The organism is Enterobacter sp. MGH 24, assembly GCF_000493015.1.
Lineage (GTDB): Bacteria > Pseudomonadota > Gammaproteobacteria > Enterobacterales > Enterobacteriaceae > Enterobacter.
On sequence record NZ_KI535657.1, the window covers coordinates 319,235 to 335,669 of the forward strand.

A 16,435-nucleotide genomic window follows, 5' to 3' on the forward strand; every position below is an offset into this window, starting at 1 on the left:
TGATTACCTTCTTTTTTTATATTGTGCCCAATCTTAGCAGAATATGGGCGATAAATTCCGTAAGCTTAGGCAGTTGACGTAAATCCTGGCGCCACAATAAATGCACCGGCCTCGGCGCGGGCGTGTACTGCTCCAGCACCCGCACCAGCCTGCCGCTTACCAGCTCTTCCGCCACCAGCACTTCCGGTTGTAGCAACAGCCCCGCCCCGGCTCGCGCGGCCATGCGTAAGCCGTAGCCGTCGTTACATCTTAAGACCGCATCCCGCTTCCAGCGCACCTCACCTTCCACGCCCGGCAGCCGCCACTCGTTACGTGCCGTCCACACCGTGTGCGAAAGACACAGATGATCCACCAGATCGTCTGGCGTTTGCGGCGTGCCGTGTCGCGCTAAATAATCCGGCGCGGCGCAGATCACCATGTTGTAGGGGCACAGGTACTTCGCCACCAGATCGTCATTGCGAACGTCACCAATGCGAATGGCCAGATCGACACCCTCCTCCACCAGATCGACCATCCGGTTGGTGAGATCCAGCTCAATGCGTACTTCCGGGTAGCGCTGTAAAAAGGTTGCCGTCAGCGGGGCAATCACGCAGCCGCCAAACGACGTGGGTGCCGTGACGCGCAGGGTGCCAGACGGTACGGCGCGCAGCCGTTCAACCGCGCTTTCGGCAATCATGACCTGCTCCAGCACCCGCTTCGCCTCGTCGAAATAGACCCGTCCGGCATCCGTCAGGCTTTGGCGTCGCGTGTTACGCTCCAGCAGGCGGGTGCCAAGCTGTGATTCCAGCAGCGCAACGTATTTCCCCACCATCACCGCCGACATCTCCAGCCGTGCCGCCGCACCGGTAAAACTGCCGCTTTCAACCACGGCAATAAAGGTCTCCATGCTGCGAAGCTTATCCATATTCCGAACCTCTGGTTAGCAATCTTCTAACTTTAGCCCAGTTTATCTGCATTTTTATTTATTAAAGAATGAAGGCTCACAACATAAGGAGTCGGCTATGAAAATCGTCATTATTGGTGCCAGCGGTACGGTCGGTCGTGCAGTAGCGGAAGAGCTGAGTCGTCGCCACGAGGTCATCCGCGTCGGCCGCACGCAGGGCGACGAGCAGGTGGATATCACCTCGCAGGCGAGCGTCCAGGCGCTGTTTGAGAAAATCGGCCCGGTGGATGCCATTGTCTCCGCCAGCGGTGGCCTCTACTTTGGCCCGCTCGCGACCATGAAGGACAGCGATTTCAACCAGGGCCTTCAGGATAAGCTTTTGGGGCAGGTGCGCCTGGCGCTGACCGGCCAGCACTACCTGAACGAGGGCGGCTCGATCACCCTGATTAGCGGCATCGTGGCGCACGAGCCTATTGCCCAGGGCGTGAATGCCACCACGGTAAACGCGGCGCTGGAAGGGTTTGTCCGCGCCGCAGCGTGTGAGCTGCCGCGTGGGATCCGCATCAACCTGATTAGCCCGACGGTGCTCACCGAATCCGCCGAAGCGTACGACGGATTCTTCCCGGGCTTTGAAAGCGTTCCCGCCGCGACCGTGGCGCAGGCCTACCGCCGCAGCGTGGAAGGGGTGCAGAGCGGTCGGGTGTATAAGGTGGGTTACTGAGCCTTACGCGCGGAGATCAGCACCAGCATCGGGCGTTCCGCCTCTTCGGCAAGCGCAGGCCAGGCGTCAATCTGCGCCTGCGTTGGCCCCCACTCGTTGACGTCGCTTATTGTTAATCCGGCCCCGATCAGCGCGTTAAGCGTGGTGCCCAGCGTGCGGTGATACTTGATCACCCCGTCCGCCAGCCAGTTGCTGACGCGCCTGCCTTCATCCTGATAATGGTTTACGCCCCAGAACCGCTCGCCATTATCGTCGGTCAGCCAGCCCTGACGGGTGGCGCAGGTGTAAATCGGGTGCTCCATTGAGAAGACCAGGCTGCCGCCGGGCTTGAGCGCGCGCTGAACTCTGGCGAATAGCGTATCGAGTTCCGGCAGGTAGTGCAGCGCCAGGGAGCTATAGACCAGATCGAGGCTGTTCTCGTTGAGCGTAAGAGATTCCAGATCGCTACGCTGATAGTGAATCTGTGGGTCATCGGTAAGCTCCGCTGCGCGGGCGAGCATCTTTTCTGAGATATCGACCCCAGTGACGTCAGCAGCGCCCAGCTCGCGGGCTGCGCGGCAGAACCAGCCGTAGCCGCAGCCGAGATCGACAACCGATTTGCCGGTTAAATCCGGCAGCATGGCCTTAAGCGCGGGCCACTCCGGCGCGCCGTCCAGCCCCTGAACCGAGCGCGGAAGCTGGGCATAGCCTTCGAAAAACGCCGGGTTGTCGTAGATGTTTTGTGCCATGGCAGATCCCTCTTTAAGAACGTGCATAGCAGTATACTGCATTGTCGGGTGGCGGCTTCGCCTTACCCGACCTACAAAACCGTGAACCGTAGGCCGGGTAAGCGCAGGGTATGAACCGGAAACATGGGTAACACTTTAGACCGGATACATGGGTAACAGTTATAACTGGCATAGAAGAGGAGACTCGCTATGCCCTGGACTGAGACCCGACCTATGCAACGCCTTGATTTTATCCGTGCCTGCCATGCAGGTACGGATTCTTTTTCAGCCCTCTGCCGTCTCTTCGGCATCAGCCGAAAAACCGGTTACAAATGGCTTCAGCGTTTTGACCCCTCTGACCTGTCATCTCTCTCTGACCGGTCGCGTGCTCCGCATTCCCACTCCCGGACGGTTCCTGATGATATCGCCGGGCAGCTTACGGCTCTGAGGCAAAAACACCCTGACTGGGGGCCGAAAAAACTGCGGATGTGGCTGCTCAATCATCACGTCGATTTTACCGTCCCTGCTGCCAGCACTATCGGCGATATCCTCAAGCGTGAAGGCCTGGTTCCGGATAAAAAGCGAAAACGCCGAACCCCGGGCAATCGCCAGCCCCTGACCATCATCAGTGAGAACAATCAGGTCTGGAGCGCTGATTTTAAAGGCAAGTTCAGGCTGCTGAGCAGAGAGTACTGCCATCCCTTCACCCTGACCGACAATCACAGCCGGTATCTGCTGAGCTGCCGGGGAACGGACCGGGAGAGCGAGCCCTTCGTCAGACAGTGCCTGACGGATGCGTTCCTGGAGTACGGTCTGCCGGAAGTGCTCAGAACCGATAACGGGCAGCCCTTCGCGGGAACAGGGATAGGCGGACTAAGTCGTCTTGCCGTCTGGCTAATCAAGCTGGGCATCAGGCCGGAGCGTATCAGAAAGGGTCATCCGGAAGAAAACGGCCGTCATGAGCGAATGCACCGCTCCCTGAAAAGTGCGGTGAAACAGGGCAACACCTTCATGACGATGGAAGAACAACAGCGGTGGTTCAGTGACTACCGGGAGGAGTTTAACCACGAAAGGCCGCATGAAGCCCTGGCGGGTGCAACGCCCGGAACGGTGTGGAAACCCTCGAACCGGCACTGGGATGGCAGTGTTCCTGAATACGCGTATCCGGAAGGCGGTACGGTCTACAGGGTGAAATCGCGGGGGACACTTTATATGGGGAAAAAGGGGACGGTGTTCCTGAGTGAAGCGCTGACTGATGAGTACATCATGCTGGAAGAACAGGATGATGGCCTGGAGGCCATCATCTTTAACGGAATAACGCTTGCGTACTACGACCGAAAAACCCAGAGTGTGCTCCGGATAGACTAAAAAGTGTTACCTATGTTCCCGGTCTGATCTGTCACCTATGTATCCGGTCATACAGCAGCGCCACCCGGCACCACATTAGCCCACCGAGCCCCAGACGAGGTTGCCCTTATGGAACGTCGCGGTGCGCGGTGAAATGCGCGCCACGGCCTCGGCGGAACAGGAGGCATCCACCAGCACAAAGCTGGCGTCGTCCTGCGCTTTCGGCCACACGCGCTCGCCCTTGTCGTTCAGCGGCAGCACGTCGCCGGTTGCGATACCGAGCGCGCGGGAAAGGGTCTGCTCGTTCGGGCGGATGTAGAGCTGGGCATAAAGATTCGCTTTCTCCAGCATGTCCCCCAGACCGTACGGCGACCAGTGGTCGATCGCGCTGTCGGTACCGGTCATCACAAACACGCCCTTGTCCCGCAGCTGCTTCAGCGGCATGTGCAGGGTGCCAATCGGCACGGTGGAGGCGATGGTCACCTGCTGCGCCGCCATGCGGGTGGCTATCTCATCCACCTGCTGCTCGTTGAGCGTCGCCAGCGCGAAGGCGTGGCTGATGGTCAGCTTGCCCTTGAGCTCCGGCGTTTTCTCCACGGTTTCGACCATGTAGTTCACCGCCGCCACGCCCGCCGGGCTGGTTTCGTGCAGGTGAATGTCCACCCCTTTGTCGTAGTCCAGCGCGATCTGGAACATCAGATCGAGAGATTTCTCCATCGCACCGTCAACGTTAGTCGGGTCCAGCCCGCCCACGTAGTGTGCCCCGGCCTGCATCGCCTCGCGCATCAGCTTTTCAGAATTCGACAGCAGCAGGCCGTGTTGCGGGAAGGCAACGATTTCGCAGTCAAAACCAGATTTGCGGCGCGCCAGCACTGCCTGCAGATTTTCCAGGTTTTTCAGGCCGGAAACCGGCTCGATATTGCAGTGGCTGCGGGCGATGGTGGAGCCTTTCGACTGGATCAGGTCGATCAGCTTTTCCGCGCGCTCCTGGGTGTAGGGCTGCAGCTCCGGCAGCAGCTTCTGCTCAAGGCGGATCATGTCCTGAATCGTGGTGCCCGCCGGGCGGTTCAGGGAGCGCCACGGGCCGCCGTAAAAGGTTTTATCCAGGTGAATGTGCATGTCGCGCATTGCCGGGAGCATCAGCTTGTTGCCCGCATCATAGTGCGGCAGCGTGGCGTCGGCGTGGCGCTTGTTATCGCGTAGGGCGACGATCTTCCCGTCTTTAATCTCCAGCGTTTTCAGCTCGGTGCGGGTGCTCGTCGCCACGCCGCCGTCAACGTTAAACCCGGCTTCGAGCAGCACGTTGTCCAGATAGTAATGTTTCGCGGTGATGTTCATCGGTTTGCCGGTCTCGCAGGTTGGCTTCGCGGAGTCAGCAGCATACGCGACGGAACCGGTCGCGCCAAACAGCGCGCAGGCGGTGACCATTTTGCCGCTCTGGCTGATAAACTCGCGGCGGCTTTTATTTTCACTCATCTTATCTTCCTTCATTCACAATATGGGTACCGGTTTCTCCGCGCAGCGCCGCGGGCAGGCAGTCCGGCGAGGTGATAATCACGCGCTTGCCGCCGTGTTTTAAAAATGCCAGCGAGGCGACGATTTTGGGCAGCATGCTGCCCGCCGGGAAGTGACCTTCGTCCATGTAGCGCGTCATCTGCGCCACGTTAACGGTATCCAGCGCCTGCTGGTTTGGCTTGCCGAAGTTGACGCACACCTTCTCCACCCCGGTGGTGATCGCCAGCACGTCGGCGCGGATCTCCCTCGCCAGCAGCGCCGTAGAGAGATCTTTATCAATCACCGCGTCGACGCTCTGATACTCCCCCTGCTCACTGCGAACAACAGGGATCCCGCCGCCGCCCGCGCCGATCACCACGTATCCTTTTTGGGTGAGCGCCTTAATGGCATCCGCCTCGACAATCCGCAGCGGCTGGGGTGAAGCCACCACGCGACGATATCCCCGGCCGGAATCCTCAACAAAACGCCAGTCCGGGTGTGTGCGCTGCAGCTCATCGCGCTGCGCCTTGCTGAAGAACGCGCCGATCGGTTTTGTCGGGTGCGTAAAGCCGGGATCGTTTTTATCCACCTCCACCTGCGTGACGACCGTGACCGCTTTTTGCTCCCCGCGTGCGGCCAGGCAATTGTTGAGCGCCTGCTGGATCAGGTAGCCGATGCCGCCCTGGGTATCCGCCACGCAGTTTGCCAGCGGCGTCAGGGGAAGCCCCTCCCGCTCGTGGGCAATTTCAGCACGGCGCAGATCCAGCCCCACCTGGGGGCCGTTGCCGTGGGTGAGCACGATGTCATAGTCGGAGGCCAGCATTTCCAGCACCGACTCTGCCACCGCTTTCACCGCCTGCACCTGATGTTCAACCGACTGGCTGGCGTTGTCTTTGATAATGCTGTTGCCGCCGATGGCGACGACCATAAGCTCTTTCATTTTGTTTCCTTTAGAAGGTGCGTTCTGGTGCCCTCACCCCGGCCCTCTCCCACAGGGAGAGGGGGATTAACAGAGGTATCCAGCACATGCTTCACCACAAACATGCCGCCCATCATCAGATACGCGGTGACAAACATCAGCGAACTGCCTTCGGCAAAGCCCACCACCGGCGCGTGGATCACCCCAAACAGCGCCAGCAGCGCCCCACCCGCGGCCGCAACGGCCCCGCGCAACGGTTTGTTGATGATGGCGAAGATGGCGATACAGCCCCACAGCATGCTGGCGAGCGGCGCGCCGTTCCCAAGATGGACTAATCCCTCGTAGTAGATCCCTTTGCTGTGCAGCACGTCGGTGCCGATTTTGGCCGCGCTGGTGCCCGCCGCCCCCATCACGCTGTTCATCATGGTCAGCGCCCAGTTGGCGATCCACGGGAACAAGCAGATGAAGATGACGGGCACCTCCACTTTCGGGGTTTCCCTCACCACCTGGTTGGCGGTGACGACGCCGATAAACACCAGAATCGGCACGATGGCGGTCATCGGAATGATGGCGAGCATAAAGGCCCCCAGCCCGAACAGCGGCACGATGAACATGGTCACGCCGGACGCCAGGGTGTAGCCGATGCTGGCGCCCATCGCTTTCCAGCCAGGATGGCCGACGTAGACCGTGACCGGGAACGGGTTCCCCATCAGGCAGCCGAGCATCGACGCCAGACCGTTCGCCAGCATCACCTTGCGGGTCGGGTATTCATCCCCCGCCGCATGGGCGCTTTCGATGTTCTCCAGGTCAAAGATGTAGTTCGCCAGCCCCAGCGGCACGGCAGAGGCCAGATACGGCAGCGCGTCCGGCAGGCCCTGCAGGAAGCCTTCCACGTGCACCTGCGGCGGGTTAAAGCCGAAGGATGACATGGACGCTTTAATCGCTTCCGGGCTTTGCAGGCCGGAGATCCACGCCAGTGCGGTACCGGCTATCAGCAGCAGCAGGCCGGTCGGGATACGGGCGAAAATCGGCTTTTTGCCAAACCAGTTGATGAAGATCAGCAGCAAGACGATGAACGACACGGTCGGCGCTTCGAACGCCTGCAGCATCGGGTTCATCGCCAGCAGCAGCAGGCCCAGGCCGGAGAGGCACGACAGCAGCACGGTACGCGGGATCATCTTGCGGATGGTTTCCCCTAAAAACGAACCGCCCGCGAGGATCATCGCTTCCACAAAGCACCACACCAGGCCAATCTGAATCGCGAACTCCGCATCGCCCGTTTGCTGATAAACCGGCATCAGGACCAGGAAGGTCACGGTAAAAATCGACGGCGCGCTCGGGCCGGACGGCAGCGCGGTGACGTCCGTTCGTCCGGTGGCGCGCGCCATCTGCATACCGAACCAGGCGTAGCAAATACTCGCGACCAGCACCGCCAGCCCGAAGGCCGGCGCGATGCGTCCATAAACAATCTCCTTCGGGATGCCGACGACAAAAATGAGCAGCCCCATCATGGTCAGCAAATTGGTCAGGTTGTTGGTCATCAACCCGAAATAGGCCGCCCAGTCACCTCTTTTCCACTCCAGTTTCATGTTTTTCATGGATGCTTGCCTTATAAAAAGTAGCGATCGCGGAAGGTCAACAGCGCCTTTTCAAAACAGCTAAACGGCGGGTGAACGATGCCCGCCCCAATCATGCCGATGCCCGCGTCTTTGTGGGCAATGGCGGTATTAATCACCGGCAGAATGCCGCTGCCCGCGACTCTGGTAATGTCGATGGCGGTCGGGATGCCCATAAACGAGAGCAGCGGAATGGTGACGTTCGGGTTTTCGCCGAGGGTGATTTCGCGCATCTGACGGGAGAAGTCGATGGCTTCCTCCACCGTGCCGCCCACCAGCGCCACGATGGCCGGGGCCGTCGCCATCGCAAAGCCGCCGATGCCGTAGGTTTCGGTAATCGCGCTGTCGCCGATATCCAGCCCCGAGTCTTCCGGCTTATAGCCCGCGAACATCGGGCCGATCACCTGCTGCGCCGGGCCGGTGAACCATTGCCCGGGCAGGCCGGAAACGCGCAGGCCGAACTCGTAGCCGTTGCGCGCCATGGTGGTGACGACGGTGCTGTACTCAACGCCGTGAGCGGCGTCCAGCGCGGCCTTACACATCGCCATCCACGTCGGGCCGGAGAAGTAGTCGCTGCTGGCGACAAACTCGAACACCTCGCGCTGCTGCTCAACCGGATAGCCCGCCTGGATCAGCCCCGGCGTCAGCGCCTGGATCAGCAGCGTGGTGCCCGCGTTGTTGCGGTTGTGGCACTCGTCGCCCATGTGCAGCGCCTGGGCCAGCATCAGGCGCAGGTCGATTTCGCCGATAATCTTCATCGCGTCGCGCAGCATCGGGCCGAGCACGTCGCGCATCCAGTTCAGACGGTCGATGACGCTCTGGTCGTTGGCCCCCATGCGCAGGATCTTCGCCATCTGCTCGCTGAGGTTGGTGAACGCGCGGTTGCCGTAGGTTTTGTTCTCCACGATGTGCATAAACATCGACGCGGAGGTGACGCCCGCCATCGAGCCCACGCAGTCGTGCTCGTGGCACGGCGAGAACGTAATATCTCCCGAGGCGGCGAGCCTTGCCGCGTCGTCCAGATCTTTCGCCAGCCCTTCAAACACCAGCGCCCCGGTGACCGCGCCCTTCATCGCTCCGCACATGTTTTCCCAGGCGACGGGCGGACCGGCGTGCAGAATGGTGGTGCGGGTCATGCCCGGCACAACGTTAATGGCCTGGTCATAGCCCACCAGTACCGGATGGGACTGAATAATGCGCTCAAGCGCAAGCTTGTTGGCGGCGGCGATTTTCTCCGCCAGCGGTTTTTCCGCCAGCTGGTCGAGCGCCTCAACGACCTGCATATTGCCCTGCCCCGGCGGCGTCCAGTCGAGCTGGGTGACGGGAACGTGCTGTTTTTTGAGATCGTCGCTGAACATCGCGATGCCGACGTTAATCACGTTCAGCGGCTGGTTGAATAAGGTCGTCATTATGCTTTCTCCCCTTTGCAAACAAATTCGCGTGCCAGTAATCCGGTGTTGGTGCTGCTGCTGGCCCAGATAACGCCAGCGTCGGTCAGCAGCTGGCACTGCTGCGCCAGCGACTGCGGATCCTGGTCGGTGCCGAGCACGTAGCCGAGGATCTCAAGCGGACGGCGATCGGCCTTCGCGATGGCCTGCGCCTCTTTGATGGCGTCGAGCATCACGCCGACCGGATCCTCATGCGCGCCGAAGCCCAGCACGAAGTCCATCACGATGACGCCCACCTCCGGATCGCGCGCCTCCTGCAGCAGGCGGCTGATGCGGTTGGTCGGGTCGATCATCGGGTGCGGCTTGCCGTTGGTGAAATCGTCGTCGCCAAAGTCGAGGAAGGTGTGGGCTTTACTGACGCTGATGTCGCTCAGGCGCCTGGCCGGATCCGGCTGGATGTTGCTGTAGACGTCGTCGAATTTCGCAAGCGCCGCGAACATCGCTTCGTCGCACAAGGTGCCGCCGCAGAACAGGCCGCGAATATACTTCTGCTGCGGGGTCAGGCGGGCGCGCACTTCTTCAATCAATGGCCAGTTGAGCGGATGCAGGTCCAGGGACGCTTTTTTGATGCCGGTGAGCAGGACCGCCTTCAGGGCCGCCTCTTTGGTGCCGCGCGCAAACTGCAGGCCGTCTTCATCGGCGGGCGGTTCGCTGCGGCCAAGGAAACAGACCACGACAGGCTTGCGGCAGGCGCGGGCGCGCGCCAGCACTTTTTCTGCCACCGCTGGCGCTGGCGGTTTGGAGATGAGTGCAATTACCTGAGTGCCCTCGTCGGCTTCCAGCATGTCGATGGCGTCGAGCATCATCAGGCCGCCAATTTTCTCGCTGAGATCGCGCCCGCCGGTGCCAATCAGCTGCGACACGCCGCCGCCGAATTCGTGAATGCGCACGCTCAGCTCCTGGCTGCCGGTGCCGGAAGCGCCGACGATGCCAATCGAGCCGCGGCGCACCGCGTTGGCGAAGCACAGTCCCGCGCCGTTGATGATGGCGGTGCCGCAGTCCGGCCCCATCATCAGCAGCCCTTTCTGGTGCGCGAGCTGCTTCAGCGCCAGCTCGTCGTCGAGCGATACGTTATCGGAGAAGAGCATCACGTTAAGGTCGTTTTCCAGCGCCTGGCGCGCTTCGCGGGCGGCGAAAGTACCGTTGACGGAAATCACCGCAAGGTTTGCGTCAGGACGATGGGTTTTGGCGCTGGCAATCGTCGCGTAGCGCGCTTCATGGGAGCCTGCGCTCTCTTTACGGGTGAACAGCGCCTCAATAGCAGCCAGGGTTTCATCATTGGCCGCGTCGCCTTTAATCACGATCATCAGGTCGCCGTTTTTAGCTTCTGCTAATTCCGGCGTTAATAGCCCGAGGTTTTTTAAGACGCCTTTATTCATTTCCGTCGCCATGGCCACAAACGCCTGATCGACGCCCGGCAATTTATTGGCTTTGGTGGAAACGGACATTAATGAGACGGAGTCAAAATAGGTGTTCTTTTTTATGACGATTTTCGTTGGCATTATTTTCTCCTGAAAGCGGATAAAAGGGGGCCGCCGTCGTGCAAAATGCACGTCGGTAAAAAATACTTTTGAATTAACGGCCAGCCGGAAAAGGCTGGCCGAATGCGTTACGCGCCCGCCGCCAGCAGCAGGTCGGCTATCGCATCGAAACCTTTTTCCCGCGCCAGTTCGAGCGGGGTTTTGCCATATTTATCGGTCATGTGCGGGTTTGCGCCGTGATCCAGAAGCAGCTTGACGATCTCCTGCTGCTTCGCGCCGCCGTCGTTGAGCACGATCGCCTCCAGCAGCGGCGTCCAGCCGACAAAGTTGGTGTGGTTGACGTTGATATCGGTTTTTTCCAGCAGCTCGCGGACGATCTCCACGTGCCCTTTTTCACTGGCTGGCGTAATGCCCACGCCGCCAAAGCGCGTCAGGCGGTCAAGATCGGGATTTGCCGGAAGGACAATGCGCAGCAGGGTAATATCGTTGGTCAGGCAGCTAATCAGGAAAGGGTTAAAGCAGGTCTGATCCTGTTTATCAATATCCGCACCGGCGGCAATTAATAGCGCCACGCAGGAATAATGCTTTTTCAGGCTGGCAATAATAACCGCCGTTCTTTTCTGGCGGTTGGTGGCGTTAATATCCACGCCTTTTTCCAGGCAGGCTTTTAGCGCATCGCTATTGCCCTCTTCTGCCGCCAGCAGAAATTCAGTAACGAGTTCGTTCGCAGACATATTCAGACTCCCGATGTTTTTATTTCTGTTGACCTGAGAATAGCAACAGCCTGGTCATAAAAGAATCCGCTTAAAAATGATTCATCGACAGTCAATTCATTGTTGAGTTAAATTCAACAAACCGGTCAAAACGTGCGTCTGTGCAACCTTTTTCTTATGTTTCCCCACGTTTTAGCGCTCGAGACTGCATTATGCTTATGTCTAACGAAGCCTTACTGCGTGCGGCTTTCGACAAAGAGTCAGAACTGTGATCGGCTTCAAATGTGTTGTAACAACGCTGTTAAAATATGTTCAAAACTGATGGCTGAAGGGAGTGAGATATGAATTCCATCTTTACCGAAGAGAACCTGCTGGCCTTTACTACCGCCGCACGCTTCGGCAGCTTCAGCAAAGCCGCCGCCGAGCTGGGCGTGACGACCTCCGCCATCAGCTACACCATTAAGCGCATGGAGACCGGGCTGGACGTGGTGCTGTTTGTCCGCAGCACGCGCAGCATTGAGCTGACCGAGTCCGGGTTTTACTTTTACCGCAAGGCCACCGACCTGCTAAACGACTTCCACGCCATCAAGCGCGGAATAGATACCATTTCGCAGGGCATCGAGGCGCGGGTGCGCATCTGTATTAATCAGCTTTTATACACGCCGCGCCACACCGCCAGGCTGCTGCAGGTGCTGAAAAAACAGTTCCCGACCTGTCAGATCACCGTGACCACCGAGGTGTACAACGGCGTCTGGGACTCCATCATCAACAACCAGGCCAATATCGCGATTGGCGCGCCGGACACGCTGCTCGACGGCGGCGGGATTGATTACACCGAGATCGGCGCCATCCGCTGGGTCTTTGCCATCGCGCCGGAACACCCGCTGGCGTTCACCCCGGAGCCGATAGCGGAAAGCCAGCTGCGCCTGTATCCCAACATCATGGTGGAAGATACCGCGCACACCATTAACAAAAAGGTTGGCTGGCTGCTGCACGGTCAGGAGGCCATTCTGGTGCCGGACTTTAACACCAAATGTCAGTGCCAGATCCTGGGGGAAGGGATAGGTTTTTTACCGGAATATATGACGCGCGAGGCAGTGGAGGACGGGCTGCTGGTGACGCGGCGGATTAATAACCCGCGCCAGGACTCGCGCATGCTGCTCGCCACGCAGCATGCCGCGACCGGTCAGGTCACGCGGTGGATCAAACAGCAGTTTGGCCCTGCGGGGGTGCTGACCGATATCTATAGCGATTTACTGAGCCGCGCTTAGCTTTTGCTCTGTACCCAAAACGCGTGAATGAGGCCGGGGAAGTAGCCCAGCAGCGTCAGAAGAATGTTGATAATAAACGCCCAGCCAAACCCTTTGCCCAACAGCACGCCCAGCGGCGGTATGAGGATGGTAAAAACAATGCGCCAAAATCCCATATAAATACTCCGTTCAAGCTAATCCATTGAAAATAATCAAGATAACTCTCTAAGCATAGCCCGTTTACCCGTCTGTACCAGCGCCGAAACTCGCATTTACCCTCTTTTACGCTTTTGACGCTGGTGTAAAGCACCGGATTAGTTTAGCATTTACTTAATTAAGTAAATGCTAAACTATCATGACCGAATTTGAACAGCTTCAGGCCAGCGCCGAGCAGGCCGCCGCACTCTTAAAAGCGATGAGCAACCCGCGCCGGCTGCTGATCCTCTGCACCCTGTGCGGAGCGCCCGGCACCAGCGCGGGGGAACTGGCGCGAGCCACGGGGCTTAGCGCGTCCGCTACGTCACAGCATCTGGCGCGCATGCGTGAGGAAGGGCTTATCGACAGCACCCGCAACGCGCAGCGCATTCTCTATTTCATTAAAAACGATGCGGTACATCAGCTGATCAGCACCCTGAAAACCCTTTATTGCCCGTAAGGAGCCGCCATGTCTCTTCCTCTTCTTTCACCGCGCCAGGCCAGTGCCCGCGTCGCTGAAGGCGCAAAACTGATTGATATTCGTGATGCCGATGAGTTCGCCCGCGAGCATATTCCCGCCGCGCGGTCCGTGCCGCTGGATACCTTACCCGGCGCTCTTAACGCGCAGGCGGGGGATACGGTGATTTTTCACTGCCAGTCCGGCGCCCGGACGTCGGGGAATGCCGACCGCCTTGCTCAGGCCGCCGCGCCCGCACAGGCCTTTGTCGTCGAGGGGGGCATTCAGGGCTGGAAGCAGGCCGGGCTGCCGACCGTTGAAGACAAAACCCAGCCGCTGCCGCTGATGCGCCAGGTGCAAATTGCTGCCGGGCTCTTGATACTCTGCGGCGTGGTGCTGGGCTATAGCGTCTCCAGCGGCTTTTTCCTGCTCAGCGGTTTTGTCGGCGCCGGGCTGCTGTTCGCCGGTGTGACGGGCTTCTGCGGCATGGCGCGATTGCTCAAGGTGATGCCCTGGAACCGGCGTACCTCATAAGCAGTAATCGGTGAAATACGCTGTACCCGGCGTCATACGTGGGCTAAGGTGAAGATCGCTAAAACGATGAGGAGGTAATATGTTTTCTGTCGGTGATTATGTGCAACCGCGTAAAGGCGGCCCGAAACTGAAAGTGATTGAAGTGAACGGTGACAGCATTGTGGCGGTCCAGGCCAGCAATGAGCAAGGCGAGAAATATACGCTGAAAGCGGCCGATGTGGCGCCTTATACCGAGGAAGGCGATTTCGGCGTCTGCTGAACAGCCAGCCGGGCGGCGTGTTCCGCCCGGCTCATACGTTAGATCAGAAAATCATCCAGCGATTTACCGTCTGCCAGCGCGATGGCAATGGGCTTCGGCGTGCGGCCCTGGCCGGTCCACGTTTTCTCTTCGCCGTTCTGGTCAATAAAACGATATTTTGCTTCACGCGGCTTGCGCTTTTTCGCGGATTTACCCGCCTGCGCCAGTTCAGAGCCCAGCAGATCGGTCGGTGAAATTCCATCGGCTTTCATCAGTTCCAGCAGGGCATTAATTTTCTCCTGCTGCTCAGCACGCTGCTGCTCTAATTCTGTCTGTTCACTCCGTTTCTCTTCAGTAACGACCCTGACCTTTTCCAGCATTTCCTCAAGAACGTCCAGGGTTAATTCACGCGCCATGGCGCGCAGAGTTCGGATATTATTAAGATTCTGTAACGTCAAAGACATATTATTTGCAAACCTTCTCTTTAGGGTAAATAGATAAATCGCCGACAGAATAATTCATTTCCATAGAAATATCTACCCGCGGGGCCGTCCTGCCAGTAATGTAAATATAGTTAAATTCCACCGTGAATATTAACTTATGACGAATGTGGAATACGCAGAGATTCAATCATCACATCAATATAAATGGTCAACCTTAATCAAAATTTCAGCATCCTACGCCACACGCAAAAGCAGCAAATCCCGCCTCGACGCCATAAACATCAACCGACTGATTTTCATGCAAAAATTACCAGACGAGACAGATTATAACGAACCGAGCAAAAAACAACCAATTTTAGAGAATTTTGTGGACAAAAGGCGATTAAATAAAAATTAATCTCTAGTTGTTAGTTCAAACCCAGAGATATACGCTATACACGTCAAACAAACCAACCTAAAGCACTAATCGCTACGGGAAAATCGTTTCTTTTGTGTTCTTCTGAAGGAGTTCAGACATGTTCTCACCGCAATCACGCCTTCGCCATGCCGTGGCGGATACTTTCGCGATGGTTGTCTACTGTTCCGTTGTGAACATGCTGATCGAAATATTCCTCTCCGGAATGTCCTTCGAGCAGTCACTTTCTTCTCGCCTGGTGGCGATCCCGGTCAATATTATTATTGCATGGCCTTACGGGTTATACCGCGATGCGGTAATGCGCTTTGCGCGTCGTATCAGCCCCGCAGGCTGGGTGAAAAACCTGGCGGACGTTCTGGCGTATGTGACGTTCCAGTCGCCGGTTTACGTGGCCATTCTGCTGACGGTGGGTGCCGACTGGCACCAGATCGCTGCGGCCGTCAGTTCGAATATTGTGATTTCAATGCTGATGGGTGCGGTATACGGCTATTTCCTCGACTACTGCCGCCGCCTGTTTAAGGTCAGCCAGTACAGCCAGGCAAAAGCGTGATGTGAAGCGACTGGCGCACGCCAGTCGCGAATTTACTGTACGTCGCCAAACAGTCCCTTCAAAAACCGCTCCAGCGCCATGCGTGAGCTGAAGCCATGCGGAATACCATAATGCTCATGCCGTTCGCCGCCTAAATAGAGCGGAAATTGCTGATAGTGATCGCAGGTTTTAATATCCGAGGCAGGCTCAGCAAATGACAAACTTCTGTCTTTCAGCGTCGGGTGAATAATGAGAGCGGTACGTCCCATTCTTGCTTCGCGATTAACGTAAACATAATTCTCGCCACGGCGATATCCATACGCTTTTGATGTCACCTCATCCATGGTGAATCCTTCTTTTTCAAGAACGCGTGCCACCTCATCAGGTCGTAAATACATATCTTTTCCTCGTTATCTTTTCCTGCCCGGCAACCTTACAGTATTCAGCATTAGCAGGGCTTTCAGAATAATCCATAAACTGCCGGATAACGCGTGACGCGCTTCAGATATTAAATTTCTGAACTAAACTGAACGGGAACACAAAATTACGGAGGATCGTATGTTTAACAGACCGAACCGAAACGATATTAATGACGACGCTCAGGATATTCGTAATGATGTCAGCCAATTAGCGGACACGCTGGAAGAGGTGCTGAAGTCCTGGGGAACTGACGCGAAGGACGAAGCGGATGCCGCAAAACGTAAGGCTCAGTCTCTGCTCCGTGAAACCCGCGCGCGCTTGAACGGGCGTACGCGAACGACTCAGGCTGCCTGCGATGCGGTCAGCTGCGCAACGACCTTCGTGCGCGAAAAACCGCTCTGCACGCTCGGCACGGTCGCGGCGGTCGGGATCTTCGTCGGCGCCCTGCTTAGCCTGCGTAAATAACCCCTCGCGCGCGCATCTCTGCCCCGGTGGCCAATGGCTGTCGGGGCTTTTCTTTGCCTTCTCGCCTGTAAAACCCGCATAGCCTACCCTGCCCCGTTGTGCTCATCATCGGGGCAACATCAATCTAAATTTCCCATATCTTGTATGGTTGAAACTTAAG

Annotated in this window: 19 protein-coding genes; 8 read left to right on the forward strand and 11 right to left on the reverse strand. The window is 57.8% G+C overall.

All coding sequences use genetic code 11. From position 1 onward, the window contains the following. Nucleotides 1-16: 16 nt before the first annotated feature. Nucleotides 17-904, reverse strand: a complete 888-nt coding sequence (locus L370_RS20235; RefSeq protein WP_023333151.1) for a LysR family transcriptional regulator — start codon at nt 902-904, stop codon at nt 17-19. 97 nt (nt 905-1,001) lie between these two features. On the opposite strand from L370_RS20235, the gene L370_RS20230 reads away from it, so the two are divergent. Then, entirely contained in the window at nt 1,002-1,604 is a 603-nt protein-coding gene (locus tag L370_RS20230; protein WP_023333152.1) for a short chain dehydrogenase, read from the forward strand. Here L370_RS20230 and L370_RS20225 read toward each other — a convergent pair. After that, entirely contained in the window at nt 1,598-2,332 is a 735-nt protein-coding gene (locus L370_RS20225; protein ID WP_023333153.1) for a class I SAM-dependent methyltransferase, read from the reverse strand. The two genes, L370_RS20230 and L370_RS20225, sit on opposite strands and share 7 nt — an antisense overlap. Nucleotides 2,333-2,521: 189 nt before the next feature. Between L370_RS20225 and L370_RS20220 the strand changes: the two genes are divergently transcribed. Beyond that, nucleotides 2,522-3,679, forward strand: a complete 1,158-nt coding sequence (locus L370_RS20220; RefSeq protein ID WP_023332995.1) for a DDE-type integrase/transposase/recombinase — start codon at nt 2,522-2,524, stop codon at nt 3,677-3,679. Nucleotides 3,680-3,754: 75 nt separating this feature from the next. On the opposite strand, the gene L370_RS20215 is transcribed toward L370_RS20220, so the two are convergent. The 6 genes from L370_RS20215 to L370_RS20190 form a co-directional block, all read right to left on the reverse strand. Continuing rightward, on the reverse strand, nt 3,755-5,134 hold the full coding sequence (locus L370_RS20215) for an amidohydrolase family protein (RefSeq protein ID WP_023333154.1): 1,380 nt from the start codon (nt 5,132-5,134) through the stop codon (nt 3,755-3,757). 1 nt (nt 5,135) lies between these two features. Next, nucleotides 5,136-6,092 carry a carbamate kinase family protein gene (locus tag L370_RS20210; RefSeq protein ID WP_023333155.1) on the reverse strand — a complete coding sequence of 319 codons (957 nt, stop codon included), beginning with the start codon at nt 6,090-6,092 and terminating at the stop codon, nt 5,136-5,138. Then, nucleotides 6,089-7,669 (reverse strand): SulP family inorganic anion transporter, encoded by a 1,581-nt coding sequence (locus L370_RS20205; protein ID WP_023333156.1) that lies wholly within the window; start codon nt 7,667-7,669, stop codon nt 6,089-6,091. The genes L370_RS20210 and L370_RS20205 overlap by 4 nt, the downstream gene beginning before the upstream one ends. A gap of 11 nt (nt 7,670-7,680) precedes the next feature. After that, nucleotides 7,681-9,096: a YlbE family protein gene (locus tag L370_RS20200; RefSeq protein ID WP_023333157.1), complete on the reverse strand. Its 1,416-nt coding sequence runs from the start codon at nt 9,094-9,096 to the stop codon at nt 7,681-7,683. Then, nucleotides 9,096-10,637, reverse strand: coding sequence for an acyl-CoA synthetase FdrA (gene fdrA, locus L370_RS20195; protein ID WP_023333158.1), 1,542 nt, complete (start codon nt 10,635-10,637; stop codon nt 9,096-9,098). The genes L370_RS20200 and fdrA overlap by 1 nt, the downstream gene beginning before the upstream one ends. A gap of 107 nt (nt 10,638-10,744) precedes the next feature. Beyond that, complete coding sequence (locus L370_RS20190; RefSeq protein WP_023333159.1) at nt 10,745-11,350, reverse strand: ankyrin repeat domain-containing protein; 606 nt, start codon at nt 11,348-11,350, stop codon at nt 10,745-10,747. Nucleotides 11,351-11,670: 320 nt separating this feature from the next. Between L370_RS20190 and L370_RS20185 the strand changes: the two genes are divergently transcribed. Next, the gene (locus L370_RS20185) at nt 11,671-12,600 is read left to right on the forward strand and encodes a LysR substrate-binding domain-containing protein (protein WP_023333160.1); all 930 of its coding nucleotides are present in this window, start codon (nt 11,671-11,673) and stop codon (nt 12,598-12,600) included. On the opposite strand, the gene L370_RS20180 is transcribed toward L370_RS20185, so the two are convergent. Beyond that, nucleotides 12,597-12,755, reverse strand: coding sequence for a YqaE/Pmp3 family membrane protein (locus tag L370_RS20180; protein WP_023308917.1), 159 nt, complete (start codon nt 12,753-12,755; stop codon nt 12,597-12,599). The two genes, L370_RS20185 and L370_RS20180, sit on opposite strands and share 4 nt — an antisense overlap. A gap of 179 nt (nt 12,756-12,934) precedes the next feature. On the opposite strand from L370_RS20180, the gene L370_RS20175 reads away from it, so the two are divergent. The 3 genes from L370_RS20175 to L370_RS20165 all read left to right on the forward strand — a co-directional run bounded on the left by L370_RS20175 (nt 12,935) and on the right by L370_RS20165 (nt 14,024). Beyond that, a complete protein-coding gene (locus tag L370_RS20175; protein WP_023333161.1) occupies nt 12,935-13,234 on the forward strand; it encodes an ArsR/SmtB family transcription factor in 300 nt (99 codons plus the stop codon). Nucleotides 13,235-13,243: 9 nt separating this feature from the next. After that, nucleotides 13,244-13,765 (forward strand): rhodanese family protein, encoded by a 522-nt coding sequence (locus L370_RS20170; RefSeq protein WP_023333162.1) that lies wholly within the window; start codon nt 13,244-13,246, stop codon nt 13,763-13,765. A 79-nt stretch (nt 13,766-13,844) separates the two neighbouring features. Next, nucleotides 13,845-14,024, forward strand: coding sequence for a YodC family protein (locus L370_RS20165; RefSeq protein ID WP_023333163.1), 180 nt, complete (start codon nt 13,845-13,847; stop codon nt 14,022-14,024). Between the two features lie 38 nt (nt 14,025-14,062). Here the strand turns inward: L370_RS20165 and stpA are convergent, their stop codons facing one another. Further along, on the reverse strand, nt 14,063-14,467 hold the full coding sequence (gene stpA / locus L370_RS20160) for a DNA-binding protein StpA (protein ID WP_023333164.1): 405 nt from the start codon (nt 14,465-14,467) through the stop codon (nt 14,063-14,065). 494 nt (nt 14,468-14,961) lie between these two features. Between stpA and alaE the strand changes: the two genes are divergently transcribed. Continuing rightward, on the forward strand, nt 14,962-15,411 hold the full coding sequence (gene alaE, locus L370_RS20155; protein WP_008502567.1) for an L-alanine exporter AlaE: 450 nt from the start codon (nt 14,962-14,964) through the stop codon (nt 15,409-15,411). A gap of 32 nt (nt 15,412-15,443) precedes the next feature. Here the strand turns inward: alaE and L370_RS20150 are convergent, their stop codons facing one another. Further along, a complete protein-coding gene (locus L370_RS20150; protein ID WP_023333165.1) occupies nt 15,444-15,788 on the reverse strand; it encodes a DUF2002 family protein in 345 nt (114 codons plus the stop codon). Between the two features lie 160 nt (nt 15,789-15,948). Here L370_RS20150 and L370_RS20145 point away from each other — a divergent pair, with 160 nt between their 5' ends. Further along, complete coding sequence (locus tag L370_RS20145) at nt 15,949-16,275, forward strand: ElaB/YgaM/YqjD family protein (RefSeq protein WP_023333166.1); 327 nt, start codon at nt 15,949-15,951, stop codon at nt 16,273-16,275. Nucleotides 16,276-16,435 lie beyond the last annotated feature (160 nt).